The following is a 20,485-nucleotide window of genomic DNA, read 5'->3' on the forward strand; positions in this document are numbered from 1 at the left end:
CGCCATATCGGCCGGGCCTGAAATCAACGCACTCATGGTTATTTATGGAAAAGTCGAAGTTTCGCAAAATTGCTATCGTGCTCGTTCTGGTCGTGGTGGCCGGTCTGGTTTTTTACAGCGCTCAGTCCCCGGGCAAACCGCCGGAGTACCTGACCGCCACGGTCGAGCGCACGGACATCGAGAACGCGGTGCTGGCGGCCGGGATTCTGCAGGGCGTCAAACAGGTCGATGTCGGTGCTCAGGTTTCAGGCCAGCTGAAATCGCTCAAGGTAAAATTGGGCGACAAGGTCAAGAAGGGCCAGTGGCTGGCGGAAATCGATCCCATGCTGGCGCAGAATTCACTGCGTCAGGCTCAGGTCAATGAAGAAAACCTGGTGGCGAAAAAACAGGCCACGGCGGCGCAACTCAAGGACGCGAAAGCCACCTACGATCGCTACAGAAAACTGCAACCGGACGACGCGATTTCCAAGCAGGAGTACGAGACCGCCGAGTCGAACTACAAGGTGCAGGCGGCCAATCTGCTTTCGCTTGATGCGCAGATAAAGGATGCCCGTATCCAGGTGGAAACGGCGCGGGTCAACCTGGCCTACACGCACATCGTCGCGCCGATCGACGGCTATGTCGTGGGGGTCGTGACGCAGGAGGGCCAGACCGTGATCGCCGAGCAACTGGCGCCGGTACTGCTCAAATTGGCCGACCTGGACACCATGACAGTCAAGGCACAGGTGTCGGAGGCCGACGTCATTCACATCATCCCCGGGCAGGAGGTGTACTTCACCATCCTGGGCGAATCGGACAAACGCTACTACGCCAAGCTGCGGGGTACTGAGCCCGCGCCGCAAAACTTCCTCGAAACACAGGCCGCCGGGACAACCAAGCAGAACACCGCGGTGTTTTACAACGGTCTGTTCGACGTGCCGAACCCCGACCATCGCCTGCGTATTTCAATGACCGCCCAGGTACGTATCGTCCTGGATAAAGCCAAGGACGTATTGACGATTCCCGTCGCCGCGCTGGGCGCGAAAAACAAGGATGGCAGCGTCGTGGTCCGTGTGGTGGACGCCGAAGGCAAGGCGCAGATGCGCAATGTGCAAACCGGTATCAACAACAACGTCAGGGCCGAGATCAAAGAAGGCCTGGCAGAAGGTGACAAGGTCATCATTGGTGAACCGGCTCCAGCCGTGGCGGGTGCCTGACGATGACGCGACCACTGTTGGAGCTCAAGGGTATTACCCGCAGCTTTCTCGCCGGCGAGAAGGATTTCACCGCGCTCAAGGACATTGATCTGACGATCAACGCTGGCGAGATCGTTGCGATCACCGGCGCTTCCGGCTCAGGCAAATCCACGTTGATGAACGTGCTCGGCTGCCTCGATCATGCGAGCGCCGGTAGCTACAAAGTGGACGGGCGCGAAACCAGCGCCATGGACGACCATGAATTGGCGGTGCTGCGTCGTGACCATTTTGGCTTCATTTTCCAGCGCTACCATCTGTTGCCGCATCTGAGCGCCTTGCACAACGTCGAAATGCCGGCCATCTATGCCGGTACCGGCGAGTCGCAACGGCATAGCCGTGCCGGGGAACTGTTGACTCGCCTGGGGTTGGCGGGTCACTTGCGCAATCGGCCGAGCCAGCTTTCCGGTGGTCAGCAGCAGCGGGTGAGTATCGCCCGGGCATTGATGAACGGCGGCGAGGTCATTCTGGCCGACGAACCGACCGGTGCACTGGACACCACCAGCGGCAAGGAGGTGATGAAGATTCTGCTCGAGCTCAATGCGGCAGGGCATACCGTTATCATTGTCACCCACGATGAGAAAGTGGCGGCCAATGCCAAGCGCATCATTGAGATCCGTGACGGCGAGATCGTCAGCGACCGGGTCAATCCAGAGCGTCCCGTGGAGGATCAACCGGCGCAGGGAGCACGCCCGGCCAAGGTCAAGCAGACGAACCGTTTGCTGGCCAGCTTCGGGCTGTTCAGCGAAGCGTTCAACATGGCCTGGGTTGCGCTGGTCTCGCACCGGATGCGAACCCTGCTGACCATGCTGGGCATCATCATCGGCATCACGTCTGTTGTCTCGATCGTGGCCATCGGCGAAGGGGCCAAGCGCTACGTGCTCAAGGACATCGAAGCGATCGGCAGCAATACCATCGAGATCTATCCGGGCAGCGACTGGGGGGACAGCCGCTCCGCCGCTATCGAAACACTGGTGATGCCCGACGTCACAGCCTTGAGCGAGCAGTATTACATCGACAGCGCCACACCTAATGTGGGCCGCAACCTGTTGCTGCGTTATGAAAACATTGATGTGACAGCGACCGTCAACGGTGTGAGCGAGAGTTACTTCCAGGTCCGCGGGATCAAAATGGGCGCGGGTGTATCGTTTGGCAAAGATGATGCCCGGCGGCAGTCGCAGGTGGTGGTGATCGACCACAATACGCGTCTGAGGCTGTTTGGCCCCACCGCAGACCCGTTGGGCCAGGTGATTCTGGTCGACAACTTGCCGTGCACCATCATTGGCGTGACCGAAGACAAGAAAAGCGTATTCAACACCAGCAAGAACCTGAACGTGTGGATGCCTTATGAAACCGCAGCCGGGAGGTTGCTGGGCCAGCGCTACCTCGACAGCATCACGGTGCGGGTGAAGGACGGGCAACCGAGCAAAGTGGTCGAAGACAACGTCGTCAAGTTCATGGAACAGCGCCATGGCACCAAGGACTTCTTCACCTACAACCTCGACAGCGTGCTGCAAACGGTGCAGAAGACCAGCCAGTCGCTGGCGTTGCTGCTCTCGTTGATCGCTGTCATATCGCTTGTGGTGGGTGGCATTGGCGTGATGAACATCATGCTGGTCTCCGTGACCGAGCGTACGCGTGAAATCGGTATCCGCATGGCGGTCGGCGCACGTCAGTCGGATATCCGCCAGCAGTTCCTGGTCGAGGCGGTGATGGTATGCCTCGTGGGGGGGACGATTGGCATCGCGCTGTCGTTTGGTATTGGCTACGTGTTTTCGATCTTCGTCAAGGAATGGCAGATGGTGTTCTCGATGGGATCGATCATCACGGCTTTCATCTGTTCGACGCTGATCGGTATAGTGTTTGGCTTCGTGCCTGCACGCAATGCCGCGCGACTCGATCCGATCGATGCGCTGGCGCGCGATTGACTAACCTCAAGTCCCGCCGCCCGAGTGCGGCGGGAAATAACCAACGAAACCGAGTCGTCAGGCTCGGTATCTACTGCTCTTCATACCGCCTCGCGCGCATAGTGTGGACGTGTTTCGCCGGCCTTCCTGACTGCCTGTTCGAAGCGATCCAGCACCATGCCGACCTCGGCTTCGGTAATGGTCAATGGCGGCAAGAACCTGAGCACCGCGCCATGGCGTCCGCCGGTTTCCATCATCAGTCCGTTGTCGAAGCAGTTGAGTTTGATGGCGCGTGCACGGGCACCGTCCGCCTGGCCGGCACGTTGATTCGCGCCAGGCTTGGTAATCTCTACCCCAATCATCAGCCCGCGACCGCGAATATCACTTATGAACTGAAAGCGTCGCGCAATTTCATGAAGACCGCTCTCCAGCCGTTTGCCCATATGGGCGGCATGGGCAACGAGGTTGTCTTGCCTGATTTGGCGCATGGTTGCCGCACCGGCGATCATCGCCACCTGGTTGCCACGGAAAGTGCCCGCGTGCATGCCCGGGCTCCAGGTATCCAGGTGATCGGCATACATGATCACCGACAATGGATAGCCACCACCGATGGCTTTGGACAGCACCAGAACGTCGGGCACGATGCCGGCATGCTCGATGGCGAAGGTGGTGCCGGTGCGCCCCAGACCGGTCTGGACCTCGTCGACGATCAGCAGAATGTCTTGCTCAAGGGTGATTTCACGTAAAGCCCTCAGCCAGTGTGCCGAGGCGGGAATACAACCCCCTTCGCCTTGCACGACTTCGACGATCACGGCAGCGGGTTTGGTGACGCCACCTTCAGGGTCCGACAGGACGGTACGGATATAGTCGATGGACAACTGGTCGGTATGTTCGCCGTCGGTACCGAACGGGCAACGAAAGCGATAGGGGAACGGGAGAAAGTGAGTGCCCTGGGCTATCAGGCCGTTACCGGCCTTGGGGGACAGGTTGCCCATTGCGGACAATGCCCCGGCCGTCATCCCGTGATAGCCACCGTGGAAGGCCATCAGTGTCGAGCGTTTGGTGTAGTGGCGCGCCAGTTTGATGGCCGCCTCGACCGCATCCGAGCCGCTGGGGCCACAGAATAAAATCTTGCTCGTGTCGCGCATTTTCGCCGGCAGCATGGAGAACAATTCCTGCACGAAAGCGTGCTTGGCCGGGGTGGCCAGGTCGAGCGCTTGCTGCAGGTGATCGCCGCCGAGAAAGTCCATTACCGCGTCTTTGACGGCAGGCGGATTGTGACCCAGGGCCAGGGTGCCGGCGTTCGACAGACAATCGAGAAACTCCTGGCCGCTGGCATCTTTGATGCGCATTCCCTTGCCGCTGACGAACAGCCGCTGGAATGTCTGCGCATAGGTTCGTGCGTTCGACTCGACTTTCTTGAGATAGCTTAGTTCTTCCATATTCGATCACCCATTGGCCCTAGGAAAGAGAGTCGAGCGGTGTTGTGCCTCACGCTCAGCAGGACGTGTTGCCTTATTTGGCAGGCGAGTTACATGTTCCAGTCATTTCAACAGGGCCCCGCATGAACCGCTAATTTTTCTACCGGCACCTGTCCCTGTTTTCCATGCCAGACACAGAATGAGACGCAGGTTTAAATAGCTGACACACGAGCTTCATCAAACCCATCACTATCAACCTTCCGTCTCCCCGAGCCGTGCCTGTATCGGGTGCCTCGCTGTTTTTCCACTTTTTTGTCAGGCACCAAGAGAACGCTATGCATGTCTTCAAGCCTCCAGGTGGAGTATTACTGGTGACACTGTGTGCAATGGCCCTGAGCAGTTGCGTCCTCGGGCCTGACTATCAGGTGCCAACGGTCCCGGTCGACGTCAAATGGCAGGCGCCGTTACCCCATGGTGCGTCCGTGGCAGCCTTGACCGATTGGTGGCAACAGTTCGACGATCCGGCGCTGGCCGAGTTGTTGCGTCTGGCCGAAGCCGATAGCCCATCAATGGATCAGGCCTGGGCCAACATCGCCCTGGCCCGCGCGACGCTCGCCGGGAATGTCGCGGATACCTTGCCGAGTCTTGACGGTAAGTTGTCCAAGGGCCGTGGCGGACAACAAACCGGCAATAAACACCTGACGGGTTCAGGCTCTTCTGCCCAGTTCGATACTGCGTGGGAGGTCGATCTGTTCGGCAAGTTGCGACGCAACAACGAAGCGGCGAGTTCGCGGGTCGAGGCGCGCGTGGATGATTGGCATGATGCGCGGGTTTCGCTGGCGGCCCAGGTAGGCGACTACTACGTGCAATACCGTGGCTGTCAGAAACTGGTGTTGGCCTACAGCGACCAGGCGCAATCGCAACTGGATACGGCGCGCATCACGCGCCAGTCATTCGAGGCGGGCTTCACCTCGTCCGCCGATGCAGCCCTGGCCGATGCCAGTGCCGCCAGCAACGCGGCGACCCTGATCAGTCAGCAGAGTGAGTGTCAGGTACTGCTCAAAAGTCTCGTTGCACTCACGGGCGGTGTCGAAGGGCGGCTAATCGAGTTGCTCGGCCACTCACCGGCACAATTGCCGCAACCTGCCGAACTCAACGTACGACAGATCCCGGCCGACCTGCTGCGCCAGCGCCCGGACCTTGCGTCCAGCGAGCGCGAGCTGGCGGCGGCAAACGCCGAGATTGGTGTAGCCCAGGCTGATCGGCTGCCAAGTCTGAGTCTTTCCGGCACGTTTTCCGTCGGGATCACGGCGGGCGAGCGCACCCGCTCCTGGTCGCTGGGTCCGGTCTTGTCAATTCCACTGTTCGATGGCGGCAAGCGCCGTGCGGCGGTGGACGGTGCCGAAGCTTCTTACGAGGCAGCCTTCGCGGTTTATCGCCAGACATTGCGCACCAGCGTCATGGAAGTCGAACAATCGTTGGTGCGTCTCGATGCCGCGCGGCGTCGGGAGTCCGACGTCGAGCGCTCCACCGCAGGTTTTCGCGAGTCGTTCGAGGCCATCGACCGCAACTGGCGGGCTGGCGGCGTGAGCCTGCTGGACCGCGAAACCGCACGCCGTCTGGCCCTGACGTCCGAGATCGAATTAATCACGTTGCAGCAGGATCAAGTGCGCTACTGGATTGCGCTGTACAAGGCATTGGGAGGTGGATGGCAGACTCATCAACCACAAGCGCGAAACCAGGCATCAAACGGGGAAGGCGTGTGAGGTCGACGTTGCGTAAAATTTTGCTGGCAGTGGCCGTGCTCACGGTAGTGATCGTGTTGATCTATTTGCGCCGTGGGTCTGAACCGCCGGCTGTGACAGCCCCAAACGTTAGCAGCCTGAGTGTCGAGGTTGTCCAGGCGCGACGCCAGCTCTGGCCGCAGTTACTGTCTGCCAGCGGTGCGCTGGCGCCCTGGCAGGAAGCGGTCATCAATGCCGAGACCAGCGGTCTGCGTATCGCCAGCCTTGAAGCCGATGTCGGCAGTCGGGTCAAGAAAGGGCAATTGCTGGCCACCCTCGCCTCGGAAACCGTGCTGGCCGAAGAAAGCAAACAACAGGCGGTCGTCGCCCAGGCCGTGGCAAATCTGGAGCAGGCCAACTCCAACGATCGCCGCGCCCGAGTCGTTGGTCAGGGCGGAGCATTGTCAGAACAGCAGCGCGAAGACTATCGAATCAAAGTGGCGACCGCCAAGGCTGACCTCGCGGGGGCCAGGGCCGAGTTGCAAACCACCCGGATCAGGCTCAAGCAGACGCGTATCGTTGCCGTCGACGATGGCATCATCTCCTCGCGTACGGCGTTACTCGGCAAGGTGCTGTCCGCGGGTGACGAGCTGTTTCGTCTGGTCCGCGAAGGCCGCATCGAATGGCAAGCCGAGCTGGACTCACGCCAACTGGCGCGCGTGCAGACCGGTCAGATCGCCCGTCTGATATTGCCCGGCAGCCAGAGCCTGGAAGGGCGGGTGCGATTGGTCTCGCCCACACTGAACAACAAAACCAGCCGGGCCCTGGTCTATGTTTCCCTGCCGGAAGACAGCGCCGCCCGGGCCGGCATGTATGCCAGCGGCCAGATCGAACTGGCACCTCGCGAGGCCGTCACGGTACCGGACACGGCGGTGATCCTGCGTGACGGTCGCAGCTATGTGTTTACCCTGGGCGATGACATGCGCGTTGTGCAGCGGCCTGTCGAGGTGGGCAGACGCCTTCAGCAGGCGGTGGAAATTCTCAGCGGTTTGAATGAGCCGGCCCGTATCGTGCGTGCCGGCGGTGCCTTCCTCAATGATGGTGCGAGCGTGACCCTCGTTCAGCCTCAGGTTGCTCAGCCATGAATATTTCAGCGCTCTCGATCCGCCATCCGGTTCCGGCCGTCATGCTGTTCATTCTGCTGACCCTCTTCGGCCTGCTGGGCTTTGAAAGGCTGGGCATCCAGGATTTCCCGGACATGGATTTGCCCGTGGTCGTGATCAGCGCATCACTCGAAGGTGCGGCGCCTGAGCAACTGGAAACCGAAGTGGCACGCAAGATCGAGGATAAGCTCACGTCTCTGCGCTTGCTCAAACATGTGACGACTATCATCAGCGACGGTGCCGTTAACATCAGTGTCAGCTTTGCCGTCGACAAGGATGGCAACGAGGCACTGAACGAAGTACGCAATGCGGTCGACAGCGCCATGCCGCAATTGCCGGCCAGCCTGGATACACCATCGGTTTCCCGACTGACCACCAGCGCCTCGTCGCTGCTCACCTATGTCATCGATTCCGACAGCCTGGATGAGGAGGCACTGTCGTGGTTCGTCGATAACGAGCTGAGCAAGAAACTGCTGTCAGTTCCGGGCGTGGCATTGGTTGCGCGCGTAGGTGGTGTCGACCGCGAGATCCAGGTCAATCTCGACCCGGCCGTGATGGCGGGTCTGGGTATCCGCGTTGCGGACGTGGCCAGTCAATTGAGGGCGATGCAAAAGGACAACTCCGGCGGTCAGGGCAATCTTGGCAGTGGGCAGCAGGCAATGCGTACCCTGGGGGCCATTGACGACCCGGCCACACTCGGTGCCATCGATATTCCGAGTGGCGACGGACGTCTGCTCGCGTTGCGTCAGCTGGCCACGATTCGCGACACGCATGCCGAACGCAGTAGTCGTGCTTTTCGCGACGGCAAGCCGGTGATTGGTTTTCAGGTCATCCGTTCGCTGGGGTTTTCCGATATCGGCGTGGCCGATGACGTGCGCAAGGCCATGGTCACGTTTGCAGCGCAACATCCCAACGTACAGATCGTCGAAGCCAGTAACACGGTGGAATCGGTCCTCGACAATTATCACGGTTCGATGAGCCTGCTATATGAAGGCATGCTGTTGGCGGTGCTGGTGGTCTGGTGGTTTCTGCGGGACTGGCGCGCCACACTCATCGTGGCCACGGCACTGCCGTTGTCGATCATTCCCACCTTTGGCGTGATGTATTTGGCGGGGTTTACCCTCAACACCGTTTCCCTGCTGGCATTGGCGCTGGTCATTGGTGTGCTGGTGGACGATGCCATCGTCGAGATCGAGAATATCGCCCGGCATTTGCGCATGGGTAAAACCCCGCTCGAGGCGGCCACCGAGGCGGCGGACGAAATAGGCCTGGCGGTACTCGCCACTACCGTCACCCTCGTTGCGGTCTTTCTGCCCACCGCGTTCATGGGGGGGGTCGCCGGCAAACTGTTCCGCCAGTTTGGTGTGACCGCCTCGGTTGCGTTGCTGTTTTCCTTGCTGGTGGCGCGGGTGCTGACGCCGATGATGGCCGCCTATTTTCTCCGGGCCAGAAAGGATACCGAACACGACAGCGGCTTGATGACGCGCTATCTGGACTGGATCCACTGGACCTTGACCCAACGTAAAACCACCATGCTTCTGGCTGGAATGTTTTTTATGGGCTCGCTGGCGCTGATTCCGTTGTTGCCGACCAGTTTCCTGCCGGCCCAGGACACTGCTCGCAGTAAAGTTCTGCTGGAATTGCCACCCGGAACGACGCTGGAACAAACCACTGCAATAACCCTGCAGGCCAGTGAAAGCCTGCGCGCCCTTGATGAGGTCAAACACGTATTCGCCTCGGTGGGAACGCCCAACAGCTCGGGCTCCGGGCCCAGCGATATCACCGGTAACGGCGATGCCATCCTGACCGTGGACCTGATGCCCCGTAATGAGCGCGATCTCAAACAGGTCGAGGTCGAAGCCAAGATGCGTCAGGTGTTGCGCACACTCCCGGGGGTACGGGTCAATGTGGGGGGCGATGGCAGCGGAGAGAAGTTGAATATCGTGCTAGCCAGTGACGATGGCGATTTGCTGGAGCGCACCGCCAGTTCCCTTGAACCGCAGTTGCGCCAACTCCGGGGTATCGGGAATGTCACTTCCAGCGCGGCCTTGCAGCGACCGGAAATTCAGATGCGTCCCGATTTCGCCCGCGCGGCGGAGCAGGGCATTACCAGTCAGGATATCGCCGATACCTTGCGCATGGCGACCTACGGCGAATACTCCTCGTCACTGGGCAAAATCAACTTATCGCAACGTCAAGTGGACGTACGAGTGCGCATGGATCCGTTGCTGCGCAGTGACCTTGATACGATCAATCAATTGCGCGTGACCGGTCGCGACGGCCAGGTCGCGCTGGCGTCATTGGGTGAAATACACATGGGCAGCGGGCCAGCGCAAATCACTCGTCTGGACCGCTTGCGCAACATCACCCTGTCTATCGAACTCAACGGGCGCACTTTGGGCGAAGTCATGGCCGAGATTAGTCAATTTCCGGTGATGCAGAATCTTCCATCCGAAGTGAAACTGGTGGAGCAGGGCGAGTTGCAGCTGATGACGGAGCTGTTCGGCAGTTTCAGCCTGGCCATGGTCATCGGTGTGTTCTGTATCTATTCGGTGCTGGTGTTGTTGTTCCACGACTTCTTGCAACCGGCCACCATTCTCTCGGCGTTGCCACTCTCACTGGGGGGCGCGCTGGTGGCCCTGCTGGTGTGCAACCTGAGTTTTTCGATGCCTTCGGTTATCGGTTTGCTGATGCTGATGGGGATCGTGACGAAGAACTCCATTCTGTTGGTGGAGTACGCCATCATGGCCCGTCGCGATTATGGCCTGGGCCGATATGATGCTCTGGTGGATGCCTGCCACAAACGTGCCCGACCGATTTTGATGACCACCATTGCCATGGGGGCCGGCATGCTGCCGACCGCCATGGGGATAGGTGAAGACCCGAGTTTTCGGCAGCCGATGGCCGTGGTGGTGATTGGTGGGCTGCTGACCTCGACACTGTTGAGTCTGTTGGTGGTTCCAGTGATTTTCACTTATGTCGACGACATATTGCAGTGGTTCAAGCGTCGCGCTCGTGTGCTGACCGGCGAGGGATTGATGAATGAAAACTGAGGGGGGGGGGAAGAGCCCCCGACGCAAGCCTGTCTTGGACAACGATCAGACAAGCATGGGGGCAATGTTCAGACCGCTTGTCGAACGGCGGTACTGGGGGGGCATTCAGCATTAGATTGATTGGCATCCATCGAATGCATCCAGCGAATCAACGAGCGGCGTCCGCCAATACCCATTTTTATCGCCGCGCGCTTGAGATAGCTCTCGACCGTATTGACCCTCAGGTTGAGCTGCTCGGCGAGTTCAGGCGCCGTGCGCCCCGCCAGTAATCCAACGCACACTTCGGTTTCACGGGAGGACAAGCTCAGTCCAGATAAAAGCAGTCGATCGGCAAATCTCTGGCGCAACGCTTCCATACCGCCGTTTTCCGGTCCCTCAAGTGCCAGACCGTTGTCTTGTCGTGGCGTGTCCGATGGGAGCAGGGCAGCAACGTGTTCCTCCACCATTGGCAACAACAGACAGGAAAAATCTTTCAGCAATGCACATTCCTGCGCTGAAAAACCTTGCGAAAGAGGGGACCGGTATACGGACAGGACATATCGATGACCGTTTTTGCGGGAAGTCAGATGCAATTGGGCTGTCGCCCTGGGAGGCGTTTTGTCCGACTGTTCACGCGCGAGCAAACAGCAGGAGAAATCTGGCAGCTTCTCAGGTTTGGCGTCTTCGAAAAAAATATCATCGGCAAGTAAAAAAGGTTTTGCTGTATGAGTGTCCATTACGGCATCGATGCAACTGTTACTCATACCGACGCATCCTATACTTGAGGTGCTCAGTTCAGAAACATTTCTTGCGTCTATCCATTGTTCCGTAATATGCGTTGCATCAACAGGTAGTTCCGTGAGTATCAGATCGTGCAACATTCGAGGGAAATTACGGCTGCCTGTACTGGCGATGACTTTTCCAACGTGCGGGAATAATCTTTGTAAGTTCATCCGCTCTCCATGTCATGACGTTAGGGGGATTGTTTTTTGTCTGGGTAAGACGCGATACAGTATATATGGAAAATGTGTACGATATGTTTCAGTTTAAGGTTTGTTCAGTTCGAGTTCAGAAGTCTATCGAATGTGCCTGATGATGCTTAGCATGTCATAAGCGACTGGGTGAGCGCGTCATCATATATGGATGATCTGCTGATGGAATTTTTCTTGAGTACCTCTTCATAGGTTGTTGGTGTGCACGCCAGAGTGCCGTAAATGATTTTTTCCCCCTTCGTTCCCAATGCAACATTTCGTCTGTCCACTGCCCATCCGGAGCGTCTTAGAATTTTTTCCATCATGGTATCTACGACAACTTCATATGTGTGCACGCTTTGTTGAGTGGCGAACTTTATCATTGACAGAAAAAGAGCGGCCGTGCGAAAATCTATGTTGGCTTTAGTTAGTTTTCCGCTTGATGATTTGTCGGTCGATAGTGCAAATCTTGTTGCCTCCCAGCAATGTTTTAAGTGAGGTCTGGTCTTTCCTGTTGTCAGCAGGAAGCTTAATGCCCCGGAGATCAGTGTTGGCTTGCTGGAGGGGCGAAGTCGAACACAACCAGTCACTAATTCGCCATGATGAGAGTAGATATAAATTGCATCGGAATTGTCGTACTCATCCGATTCGTAATCGCTACCACAATAGCTTTTAATGTCCCATTTTTTTCTATCAATGAACGCTATTTTACGGATGAAAAGTATTTGTTCCAGGATTCTCGATGGGATCTTTGAGTAGCTTCCGATACTGGTGCATACATCGGAAAACCGATAGGTGCATGGAAAAGAATTCATCATTGGGTTTTCTTGGTTGTGCGTGGGAAGTCTACTGTTAACGTTGCACTAAAGTATTGCAACTGTCCTAAAGTACAGTATTGAGTTTGATATATGTGTTGTTTAATCGGATGTTTGGATTTTTGGCGATTCTGTACTTCAGTGGCAGGAGGGTTGTGGGGTGGCGATTTAATGTCACTTGGGTTGGTGGATGCTACGTAATCAAATGGCAATACAAGTGTGGGAGCGTTATTTTCTGACGCAAGCTTTTTGCTTTCTTCAATGAGAAGGGCATTTATTTATATCGTGGAATCCTTGCCAGGGTGGTCGGAACCGCGATTTTTTCTGCAGTGTGATAGCGCTCTAAACGATTGTCAGTCCTGGTATCAGATACCTAGGGAAGGGACTGAGTTGCCTTCAAAAAATATAAGCCGCCTTGGCTTCTGGCATGGATGAACTTATGTATTATATTGCGCTTTCATTGTTGACTGTCTTACTGGTTCCAGGACCGACCAATTCGCTTTTGCTGCAATCCGGAATAAGTAGAGGACTGAATGGGCACTCTTTCAGGCTTATTGCTGCAGAATGGCTGGCTTATGTCATCCAGATTACGATGTGGGGAATTTCCATCGATCTCCTTGTCGCTGATTATTCGTGGGTTGTTATTGCAACAAAAATTTTCGCGGTGTGTTTTCTATTTTATATTTCGTTGAAGCTGTGGTTTTCGGTAAAAGGTAATGCGTCTTCAACGGCAGCGGGCATTTCAGTACCCGCGCTTTTTGTGGCTACGCTGACAAATCCCAAAGGATTGTTTTTTGTGTCTTTTGTTGCGCCAGTCGGAACATTTTTGGCAATGGACAGTTATGTGTCATTCATATCATTGTTTTCGATGGTGATATTTCCAGTCGGGCTCGTCTGGGTCGCAACGGGAGCTTACTTTGGGCGCAAGTTGCATTCAGTTGTTTCCGGGCGGCTTGTGAACAGGGCAATCTCTGTGGTGATTGCCCTGTTCGCATTCGGAATGCTTTTCAATATTGCTTCGCAAGTGGTATTTGCTTGAGTCTTAGAGGCGCTGTCTATCCTGATTTTAGCGCCAGGTGGGAACATTGGGTGATGGGTGCTATGGCAGTACGGGACAAAGTGCCGGAAGTAGGCAGTTGTAGGTGCTGAATGATGCGAGGAGTATAAGTGCTAAATGAGGTTTAATTGTAGTGCTTTGATCATCGCTTGTTTGACATTAATGCAGTCCAGTTTTTCTGTCATTTGCTTGGCGTGAAATTTTACCGTTCGTTCGGTTATATTCATTATCAGGCCTATTTCCTTGTAGTTTTTTCCAAGGGAAAGCCAGTGCAAGAACTCGATTTCCCGGGGACTCAGTTTTAAGGGGTTTTCGGTACTGATTTCTATCGGGCGATACTGGTGGGCAAGGAGGCTGAGGGTTTTTATTATGAGCATGTTCGATCGGACATTGGGTGAAAAATCAGGATCGTTATCTTCTGAAGTGAGATGAACCGAACCAAACGCTCTACCTGGTTCATGGATAGGGATACTGAAACCTTGCTGGATCCCATAGGTTGCCGATTGCTCGAATATTTCGCTGTTGCTATCCGTTGCTTCCGGAATTTCGTCCCAGAAAAAGGGGCTTGATGTAATAGCAGAGTTCGCCATCACAGGGTCTGACTTGTAGAGAGCATTTTTCCGGTAAGTGTCTACCCATTCGGCCGGATAATTGCTGTGAATGGAGATTTTTGAGCTTTCGAAAGGGGTAGGCTCCAGGTGAACATAGGCGAATTTATGGATTCCCAATATGCCAAATATCCATCCCAGCACTTCAACGTATTCTTCTTTGCTCGCACCCGGGATGGTGTTCTCAACCTCTTTGATTAAACTGAAAATGCTTTGGCTTGAGATGAGCTTGGGCATGGTTGGCGGGCTCGATAGCGTATATTGATTTGTCAGGGCTGACTGTTATTAGATTGTTTACTTTAATTAGGGTATTTACTTTAAATATGGCTTGCTGTTAATTGGGGTGTATGCGATTTATATCATCGGTCGTGAATAATGACAAGAATGTTTTTCAATTGCAGTCAGCACCAGAATCGTCTCAGCTCTCTGGGTTTTCAAAGAAGACAATAACCAGGTTGGAGTCATGTTTTTCAGTCCTGGATTCACAAAAAACGCCACTCAATCGAGTGGCATTTTTTGCGTTTGTGCAACGCTTGAGGCGTCTCACAGAGGCATCTTCGGGTATTCCGCCCTGGCACTTCAAAAGCTGTTAGCACCAAACAGATGATTCAGTGATGTGCTTAGCAGCTAAGGCTATACAAGACCGACAAACGAAAGAATAACTAGGACGATCACAACGGCCCGTCCGGCCAAGTCACCTACCCAGCCCCGTAAGACCAGGACATGGTGTGCACTTAAATTTAAGTTAAGCGGGTATTTCATGCAGCCACAGCGTCGTTCTTACTCCAAGTCTTTCAAGAGACCATTGCGCGGCTCAACGGGCATGATCCGTATGCTTATTTGAAAGATGTCCTTACACGTCTGCCGTCGCAGCGGGCGAGTAAAATCGATCAGTTGCTGCCGCATAGGTGGACGTCGAGCTTACCCAGAACGCTCAAGAATGACGGATAAGGATCTTAAACTTCAAATAGCCGACGCACCTGCACGGAATCGGCGCTTCCGCTTTGTTCAAGAGGAAGGAAGTATCGTAGTTGCCATTGTTGTGTCCTCAACGCCTCGACATCCTCAAGCCCGATTTGCAACCGCTACACCGGATTCAATGAACGATCCGCAGCACTGTCGCGATCCGTGGCATCGGCGACGGTAATCAGGCTTTCGTAGCCGCCTCAGGAAGCGCCGAGCCCAAACAAGTGTAGCGCAGACGCTGGAACTGTGTGTCGGCGGATAGCCCAAGTGGTGACCGAGTTCAGCATTCAGGGCTCTCTCGATCAAAGCCTTCTTTTACGCCGCAGAGGCGTCCTCAATGGCTTCAGCGGTCATCGGTCCATCGGTGAATTGCTCGAGCAGCTCTTTCGGGAATTTCGGTAGCTCTCGCAACTCGGGTTTCTTCTTGGTTGGCATACATGCACCTCTTTCTCATGTTATGCCCGAACACAAAATTTCTGACACCCCCTTGACTCCTCAAACACGACGAGGCTCGCCCTCGACAATTTCGCGCATCAGACTCAGGTAACGACTCGCTCCCAGCCCCAGAGGTCGGTTCTTTACCCAGATGATATCGACCCATAACCGCATCTGACTCGGCATGTAGTCAAACACCACCTCCGTCAATGCGCCCGAAGTGATCAGAGGTTGTACCAGCGGTTGTGGAAGATAAGCCCAGCCCAATCCTTGCTGCACCAGATCCAGCGTTGCCAGATAACTGTCGCTGAGCCAAATCCGCCGCGACAGCACAACACGTGGGTCAGAGTCTGCAGGTCCTCCAGTAGCTACTATGATCTGTCGAATGGTCGCCAGTTGCTCTTCACCTAAAGGGCTTTTCTTGCCGGCGGCCGCCGGATGATCTGGAGATGCAACTGCTACTAACAACTGGCTTCCCGCTTCAAGAAACGTCTCCCGCTCATCAAGCCCTGGTCGTTCAAATCCAAGCGCCAATTGCACACGCCCTTCATGGAGCATGCGAATCGCCTCCGGATGGGAAGCGGAGCGAATCTCGATTTCAAGCGTAGGAAACTCTCTGGCGATAATTGACAGCGGGCGATTCCATACGCCTGTTTGCAGCTCCGGCGCCATCGCAAGGATCAAGCGCCCCTCCAACCCCTGATGAAGCTGGAGGGCATGCGCGTCCAGCAGGTTTAACTGGCTCGCGACCTGTCTTGCTTGGGGCTCAAGTGCTTTGGCGGCTGCTGTAGGAATGGCTTTGCGGGTTGATCGGTCAAAAAGCAAGAGATCCAGCTCTGCTTCAAGCTGTGACACCGCCATGTTGATAGCGGAGGGTACCCGGCCTAATTTTCGTGCGGCGGCGGAAAAGGAGCCGCTGTCCACGACCGAGAGGAAAACTTTAAGTGACTCGCTGGTAAACGCCATTGTGGTTGTCAAATTTTCTGATAATGAACGTCTTTATTTATCAGATTTATTAGCCTAATTTCCACTCCTATTACAAATTAAGTACGTGGGGGCCACCATGTTAAATACCGATTTTAGGGGGCATGTGGCACTTGTCAGTGGTGCCGGAAGTGAAGCAGGTATTGGTATGGCGACCGCTCGCAGGCTAGGTGCATCTGGGGCGAAGTTGATCGTCACCGCCAGCAGCAACCGCATCGCGGATCGGGTTAAAGAGCTACGCCTCGAAGGGTTTGAAGTTGAAGGCCGGCCAATTGACCTCACCGAAGAAAGTCAGGTGCGCGAATTCGGCATGTGGGCAGAGTCAGTCTGGGGGAAGGTCGATATTCTGGTGAATAATGCGGGTATGTCCATGCAAGGAAGCCCAGAGCCTTTTTCGGAATTGGCAGCTATGGATTTGCGTGAGTGGAATGTTTCACTGGCAAGAAACCTAACTACAGCTTTTCTTCTCACCCGAGCGGTTCTGCCCGGTATGAGGGCGCGAAATTACGGGCGCATTGTCAATATCAGTTCCACCACGGGCACCAGGTGCAGCAATCCGGGCGAAGCGGCTTATAGCGCCGCTAAGGCCGCGATGGTTGGCATGAGCATGGGGCTTGCACTTGAAGTAGCCAAGCTGGGGGTCACCGTAAACAGCGTTGCTCCCGGCTGGATCACCACGGGGTCAACCTCCCCCGTTGAAGCAGAAGCGGGGCGCTTCACCCCAATAGGGCGGGCAGGCAGTCCTCGCGAAGTGGCTGCGGCGGTTGCATTTCTGGCGTCTCCTGAATCCAGTTACATCACGGGTGAAGTCATCGTAGTGGATGGCGGGAACTGTCTGGTGGAGAACAAAGCCCCTCAAGCCTGAGGTCAGGAAACGGACGGTTTATTCTCTTTTGGCCGAAAGTAAAAACAGAGAATTTGATCTACTCAAGCTGGCTATTAACTTTGAATGCTTTCTAGCGATCAACGAATGATCCTAGGTGGGGTGGCGGCTATTACCGCGATATATCAAATAATAGTTAAGTTCACTGAGCAGCATTAATACGTCATTCAGAAACTGATAGGGGGAATGAATACGGCGATGGATTGTTTCCTATCTGAACGGTAACGACTTTTAATTAATTTGATAATTAACATAGGGTTTTGATGATGTCGAACAGTGGAATTAGTGAATCAGCGATTGCTGCCTTTACCGCCTCCGAGCGTGCCCTCTTCATTGAAAATAACCCAACGTCAATGGCGTTGGGCAAGCGTGCTAAGGCTAATCTGTTCAATGGTGTTCCCATGCACTGGATGAGCGATTGGTCTATGCCTTCACCGCTCTTCGTCCAGCGTGCCAAAGGTGCACGTTTCACAGATGTTGACGATCATGAGTACATTGATTTTTGCTTGGGCGACACAGGCACTATGTTTGGCCATTCGCCGGACCCTATTGCCCGCGCCATCGCAGAGCAGGCGAATAACGGCTTAACGACGATGCTTCCTGGCGAAGACGCGGTGGTCTGCGCAGAGTTGCTGGCTCAGCGATTTGGGCTGCCTTATTGGCAGGTCACCGCCAATGCTACTGACGCCAATCGTTATGTTCTGCGCTGGGCGCGAGCTATCACCAAACGCAATGTGTTGCTGGTGTTCGACGGCTGTTATCACGGCACGGTGGATGACGTGATGGTACGGTACCGCGAGGGCAAAACAGTGCACCGTTCAGGTCTTGTGGGTCAAGCCTACGACTTGACCCAATACAGTCGATCTATCCCCTTCAACGATGTCGCCGCACTAGAGGCTGCTTTAGCCCAGGGCGATGTTTGCGCGCTGATGTGTGAGCCGGCGATGACGAACATAGGCATGGTCCTGCCCGATCCGGGATTCATGCAAAAGTGTCGAGAGTTGACCCTTGAATATGGCAGCCTGCTGGTCATTGATGAGACCCACACTATTTCTACCGGCATCGGTGGATGCACTCGCCAATGGGATTTGAAACCCGACTTTTTTGTGGTGGGTAAACCCATCGCAGGTGGCGTGCCCTGCGCTGTCTTTGGCGTTACCGAGCAAGTTGCTTTGGCAATGCACGACGTGCAGAAGACCGTTAGTGAAGAGAGCGGCGGGCATGGCCATAGTGGTATGGGAACGACGCTGTCTGCCAACGCGCTGGCGATGCGTTGCATGCGAGCCAATCTCGAAGAGGTCATGACAGAGTCTGCCTATCAGAACATGTTGCACTTCGCATTAGGATTGGCTAAGGGATTTCGCTACTTGTTCAAGCAGCACCAACTAAATTGGTCGGTAACAGAGTTAGGGGCGCGGTGTGAGTTTCAATTCTGTGCCACCCCGCCGAGAACCGGGGCGCAAGCCGAGGCAGCTTTTCATGACAGCCTACAGATGGCTCTGCATCTCTACCTCATCAATCGTGGGATTCTGATCACACCTTTTCACAACATGACCCTGTGCTGTCCACAGACAAGTTCATCGGATATCGACAGGCTGCTCGTTGAGTTGGATAACGCGCTAACCACGCTGCTTGTCATACCTGGGGCTCGGGTCATACCTAAATAGTTGGTCAACTGAAGACTCCACCTTTCTCAAATATTGCCAAGGCGCTTCAATGAGTGCTAAGAGGATTGATATGCAATTTGCTGATAAAAAACAGGCCGAAGATTATTTGGCCGCCCATCCTGAAGTTCTGAGCATCGAGTTGTTTCTTATCGACGCAAATGGCGTTCCTCGGGGCAAACTGTTGCATCGCGACGAACTACTGGCGATATACGAAAACGGTCGGCCGCTGCCAAGTTCCATTCTCGCCTTGACCGTACAGGGTGAAGACGTCGACGAGACAGGCTTGATCTGGGATGTCGCTGACGCCGATTGCTGGACCTACCCCTTACCGGGAAGCTTGACCTTGCAACCTTGGCGCACCAATCCCACAGGCCAAGTGCAGGTCAGCATGCACCCAACCCAAGGTACTCCCGCCGCTCCGGCCGACCCGCGACACGTACTGGTGCATACCATCGAGCGGCTGAGAGCCGATGGATTTCATCCGGTAATGGCAGTTGAATTGGAATTTTACCTGCTGGACCAGCAACGCGATGTCAACGGTCGGCCGCAGCCAGCGTTGCAGACCAACGGCGAACGCCCTCATGCACCGCAGGTTTATGGCATATACGAATTAGAGCAGCTTCAACCGTTTCTTGATGACCTCTATGCTGCTTGCGCGCTACAAGGGCTGCCAGTGCGTACTGCGATCTCCGAGTATGCTCCAGGCCAAGTCGAGTTGACTCTAGAGCATCGTTTCGACGCACTCCAAGCAATTGATGAAGGCGTACGTTACAAACGCTTGGTCAAAGGTGTGGCCAATCAGCATGGACTGCAAGCGTGCTTCATGGCCAAGCCATTCAGCGATCAGGCCGGTAGCGGTATGCATTTGCACGTCAGTCTGGCCGACGAGCAGGGTCACAATCTGTATGCGAGCGATGACCCACAGGGTACGCCGCTGTTGCGTCACTCAATTGGCGGGATGATGGCGACCTTGTTTGACTCGCTGGCTATATTTTGCCCCCATGCCAATTCATATCGCCGGTTCCAGACCGGCAGTTATGCGCCGCTGGCCAAAAGTTGGGGAGTAAACAATCGTACTGTATCGTTCCGCGTGCCCGGCGGCCCCGCGATAAGTCGGCACATCGAACACCGCATTTGCGGTGCTGATGCCAACCCCTATCTCGCCGCCGCCGCAGTACTTGCGGGCATTCATTACGGCATCACACATCAAAGCGATCCCGGCGCGGCGATTGAAGGCAATGGCTATGAGCAGGCGACCGAATTTCTACCCACCGACTGGCTTACAGCGTTGCAGGCGTTGCAACGTTCAACTTGGGCAAGTGAGGCGCTGGGAGCCGAATTCCTAAAGGTGTTTCTGGCGATCAAGTGGCGCGAGTACCGTAAATTTAACGCTGAAGTAGGGGAGCAGGACTGGCGCTGGTACCTCACTCACGCATGAGTGTTGGTCTGTCAGCGGGACTACAAGATGGATCGCTGACGGCAACGACTCAGGCGGTTTAACAGTGAGGCCGCCCGGTGTATAACCCCCGATTTTCGCTGGGTTATCGTTGGAGGATGGCGATTGCGAGCGCACTGGATGCCTTATGACTCATGGCGAGCCAGTGTTCGCAGCAACTGCTG

At 55.3% G+C, this 20,485-nt stretch carries 14 protein-coding genes and 2 pseudogenes; 10 read left to right on the forward strand and 6 right to left on the reverse strand.

What is annotated here, in order from left to right; all coding sequences use genetic code 11:
• Positions 1–44: 44 nt before the first annotated feature.
• Both macA and ACZ89R_RS02120 read left to right on the forward strand, forming a co-directional pair.
• Positions 45–1,196, forward strand: coding sequence for a macrolide transporter subunit MacA (macA, locus tag ACZ89R_RS02115; RefSeq protein ID WP_429546875.1), 1,152 nt, complete (start codon positions 45–47; stop codon positions 1,194–1,196).
• Positions 1,197–1,198: 2 nt separating this feature from the next.
• The gene (locus ACZ89R_RS02120) at positions 1,199–3,160 is read left to right on the forward strand and encodes a MacB family efflux pump subunit (protein WP_429546874.1); all 1,962 of its coding nucleotides are present in this window, start codon (positions 1,199–1,201) and stop codon (positions 3,158–3,160) included.
• An 80-nt stretch (positions 3,161–3,240) separates the two neighbouring features.
• On the opposite strand, the gene ACZ89R_RS02125 is transcribed toward ACZ89R_RS02120, so the two are convergent.
• Positions 3,241–4,581 carry a diaminobutyrate--2-oxoglutarate transaminase family protein gene (locus tag ACZ89R_RS02125; protein WP_429546873.1) on the reverse strand — a complete coding sequence of 447 codons (1,341 nt, stop codon included), beginning with the start codon at positions 4,579–4,581 and terminating at the stop codon, positions 3,241–3,243.
• A 314-nt stretch (positions 4,582–4,895) separates the two neighbouring features.
• On the opposite strand from ACZ89R_RS02125, the gene ACZ89R_RS02130 reads away from it, so the two are divergent.
• From ACZ89R_RS02130 to ACZ89R_RS02140, 3 genes are read left to right on the forward strand one after another with little or no spacing between them, the layout of a single operon-like run.
• Complete coding sequence (locus ACZ89R_RS02130) at positions 4,896–6,326, forward strand: efflux transporter outer membrane subunit (RefSeq protein WP_429546872.1); 1,431 nt, start codon at positions 4,896–4,898, stop codon at positions 6,324–6,326.
• 8 nt (positions 6,327–6,334) lie between these two features.
• Positions 6,335–7,429: an efflux RND transporter periplasmic adaptor subunit gene (locus tag ACZ89R_RS02135; protein WP_429546871.1), complete on the forward strand. Its 1,095-nt coding sequence runs from the start codon at positions 6,335–6,337 to the stop codon at positions 7,427–7,429.
• Positions 7,426–10,500 carry an efflux RND transporter permease subunit gene (locus ACZ89R_RS02140; protein ID WP_429546870.1) on the forward strand — a complete coding sequence of 1,025 codons (3,075 nt, stop codon included), beginning with the start codon at positions 7,426–7,428 and terminating at the stop codon, positions 10,498–10,500. The genes ACZ89R_RS02135 and ACZ89R_RS02140 overlap by 4 nt, the downstream gene beginning before the upstream one ends.
• Before the next feature lie 68 nt (positions 10,501–10,568).
• Here ACZ89R_RS02140 and ACZ89R_RS02145 read toward each other — a convergent pair whose 3' ends face one another.
• A complete protein-coding gene (locus ACZ89R_RS02145) occupies positions 10,569–11,432 on the reverse strand; it encodes a helix-turn-helix domain-containing protein (RefSeq protein ID WP_429546869.1) in 864 nt (287 codons plus the stop codon).
• A 146-nt stretch (positions 11,433–11,578) separates the two neighbouring features.
• Positions 11,579–12,268: an acyl-homoserine-lactone synthase gene (locus ACZ89R_RS02150; protein ID WP_429546868.1), complete on the reverse strand. Its 690-nt coding sequence runs from the start codon at positions 12,266–12,268 to the stop codon at positions 11,579–11,581.
• Positions 12,269–12,692: 424 nt separating this feature from the next.
• Here ACZ89R_RS02150 and ACZ89R_RS02155 point away from each other — a divergent pair, with 424 nt between their 5' ends.
• Positions 12,693–13,304, forward strand: a complete 612-nt coding sequence (locus ACZ89R_RS02155) for a LysE family translocator (RefSeq protein ID WP_429546867.1) — start codon at positions 12,693–12,695, stop codon at positions 13,302–13,304.
• Between the two features lie 131 nt (positions 13,305–13,435).
• Here ACZ89R_RS02155 and ACZ89R_RS02160 read toward each other — a convergent pair whose 3' ends face one another.
• Positions 13,436–14,167 (reverse strand): helix-turn-helix transcriptional regulator, encoded by a 732-nt coding sequence (locus ACZ89R_RS02160; RefSeq protein WP_429546866.1) that lies wholly within the window; start codon positions 14,165–14,167, stop codon positions 13,436–13,438.
• A gap of 570 nt (positions 14,168–14,737) precedes the next feature.
• Here ACZ89R_RS02160 and ACZ89R_RS02165 point away from each other — a divergent pair.
• Positions 14,738–14,881, forward strand: a pseudogene (locus tag ACZ89R_RS02165) (transposase domain-containing protein); the annotation flags it as partial.
• A gap of 267 nt (positions 14,882–15,148) precedes the next feature.
• On the opposite strand, the pseudogene ACZ89R_RS02170 reads toward ACZ89R_RS02165, so the two are convergent.
• Positions 15,149–15,331 (reverse strand): annotated as a pseudogene (locus ACZ89R_RS02170) (IS256 family transposase); the annotation flags it as partial.
• A 60-nt stretch (positions 15,332–15,391) separates the two neighbouring features.
• A complete protein-coding gene (locus ACZ89R_RS02175; RefSeq protein WP_429546865.1) occupies positions 15,392–16,297 on the reverse strand; it encodes a LysR family transcriptional regulator in 906 nt (301 codons plus the stop codon).
• A 97-nt stretch (positions 16,298–16,394) separates the two neighbouring features.
• On the opposite strand from ACZ89R_RS02175, the gene ACZ89R_RS02180 reads away from it, so the two are divergent.
• The 3 genes from ACZ89R_RS02180 to ACZ89R_RS02190 all read left to right on the forward strand — a co-directional run bounded on the left by ACZ89R_RS02180 (position 16,395) and on the right by ACZ89R_RS02190 (position 20,303).
• Positions 16,395–17,180 carry an SDR family NAD(P)-dependent oxidoreductase gene (locus ACZ89R_RS02180; RefSeq protein WP_429546864.1) on the forward strand — a complete coding sequence of 262 codons (786 nt, stop codon included), beginning with the start codon at positions 16,395–16,397 and terminating at the stop codon, positions 17,178–17,180.
• 284 nt (positions 17,181–17,464) lie between these two features.
• Positions 17,465–18,865 (forward strand): aspartate aminotransferase family protein, encoded by a 1,401-nt coding sequence (locus ACZ89R_RS02185; RefSeq protein WP_429546863.1) that lies wholly within the window; start codon positions 17,465–17,467, stop codon positions 18,863–18,865.
• A gap of 70 nt (positions 18,866–18,935) precedes the next feature.
• Positions 18,936–20,303 carry a glutamine synthetase family protein gene (locus ACZ89R_RS02190; protein WP_429546862.1) on the forward strand — a complete coding sequence of 456 codons (1,368 nt, stop codon included), beginning with the start codon at positions 18,936–18,938 and terminating at the stop codon, positions 20,301–20,303.
• Positions 20,304–20,485 lie beyond the last annotated feature (182 nt).

The sequence above is a fragment of the Pseudomonas sp. TE3728 genome, assembly GCF_056279145.1.

What these genes read in the sequence shown, in the direction of transcription:
- ACZ89R_RS02155 (WP_429546867.1), top strand. Translation starts at nt 12,693, where the DNA reads ATGGATGAACTTATGTATTATATTGCGCTTTCATTGTTGACTGTCTTA.
- ACZ89R_RS02190 (WP_429546862.1), top strand. Translation starts at nt 18,936, where the DNA reads ATGCAATTTGCTGATAAAAAACAGGCCGAAGATTATTTGGCCGCCCAT.
- ACZ89R_RS02125 (WP_429546873.1), bottom strand. Translation starts at nt 4,581, where the DNA reads ATGGAAGAACTAAGCTATCTCAAGAAAGTCGAGTCGAACGCACGAACC.
- ACZ89R_RS02150 (WP_429546868.1), bottom strand. Translation starts at nt 12,268, where the DNA reads ATGATGAATTCTTTTCCATGCACCTATCGGTTTTCCGATGTATGCACC.
- ACZ89R_RS02180 (WP_429546864.1), top strand. Translation starts at nt 16,395, where the DNA reads ATGTTAAATACCGATTTTAGGGGGCATGTGGCACTTGTCAGTGGTGCC.
- ACZ89R_RS02120 (WP_429546874.1), top strand. Translation starts at nt 1,199, where the DNA reads ATGACGCGACCACTGTTGGAGCTCAAGGGTATTACCCGCAGCTTTCTC.
- ACZ89R_RS02160 (WP_429546866.1), bottom strand. Translation starts at nt 14,167, where the DNA reads ATGCCCAAGCTCATCTCAAGCCAAAGCATTTTCAGTTTAATCAAAGAG.
- ACZ89R_RS02185 (WP_429546863.1), top strand. Translation starts at nt 17,465, where the DNA reads ATGTCGAACAGTGGAATTAGTGAATCAGCGATTGCTGCCTTTACCGCC.
- ACZ89R_RS02140 (WP_429546870.1), top strand. Translation starts at nt 7,426, where the DNA reads ATGAATATTTCAGCGCTCTCGATCCGCCATCCGGTTCCGGCCGTCATG.
- ACZ89R_RS02175 (WP_429546865.1), bottom strand. Translation starts at nt 16,297, where the DNA reads ATGGCGTTTACCAGCGAGTCACTTAAAGTTTTCCTCTCGGTCGTGGAC.
- ACZ89R_RS02130 (WP_429546872.1), top strand. Translation starts at nt 4,896, where the DNA reads ATGCATGTCTTCAAGCCTCCAGGTGGAGTATTACTGGTGACACTGTGT.
- macA (WP_429546875.1), top strand. Translation starts at nt 45, where the DNA reads ATGGAAAAGTCGAAGTTTCGCAAAATTGCTATCGTGCTCGTTCTGGTC.
- ACZ89R_RS02145 (WP_429546869.1), bottom strand. Translation starts at nt 11,432, where the DNA reads ATGAACTTACAAAGATTATTCCCGCACGTTGGAAAAGTCATCGCCAGT.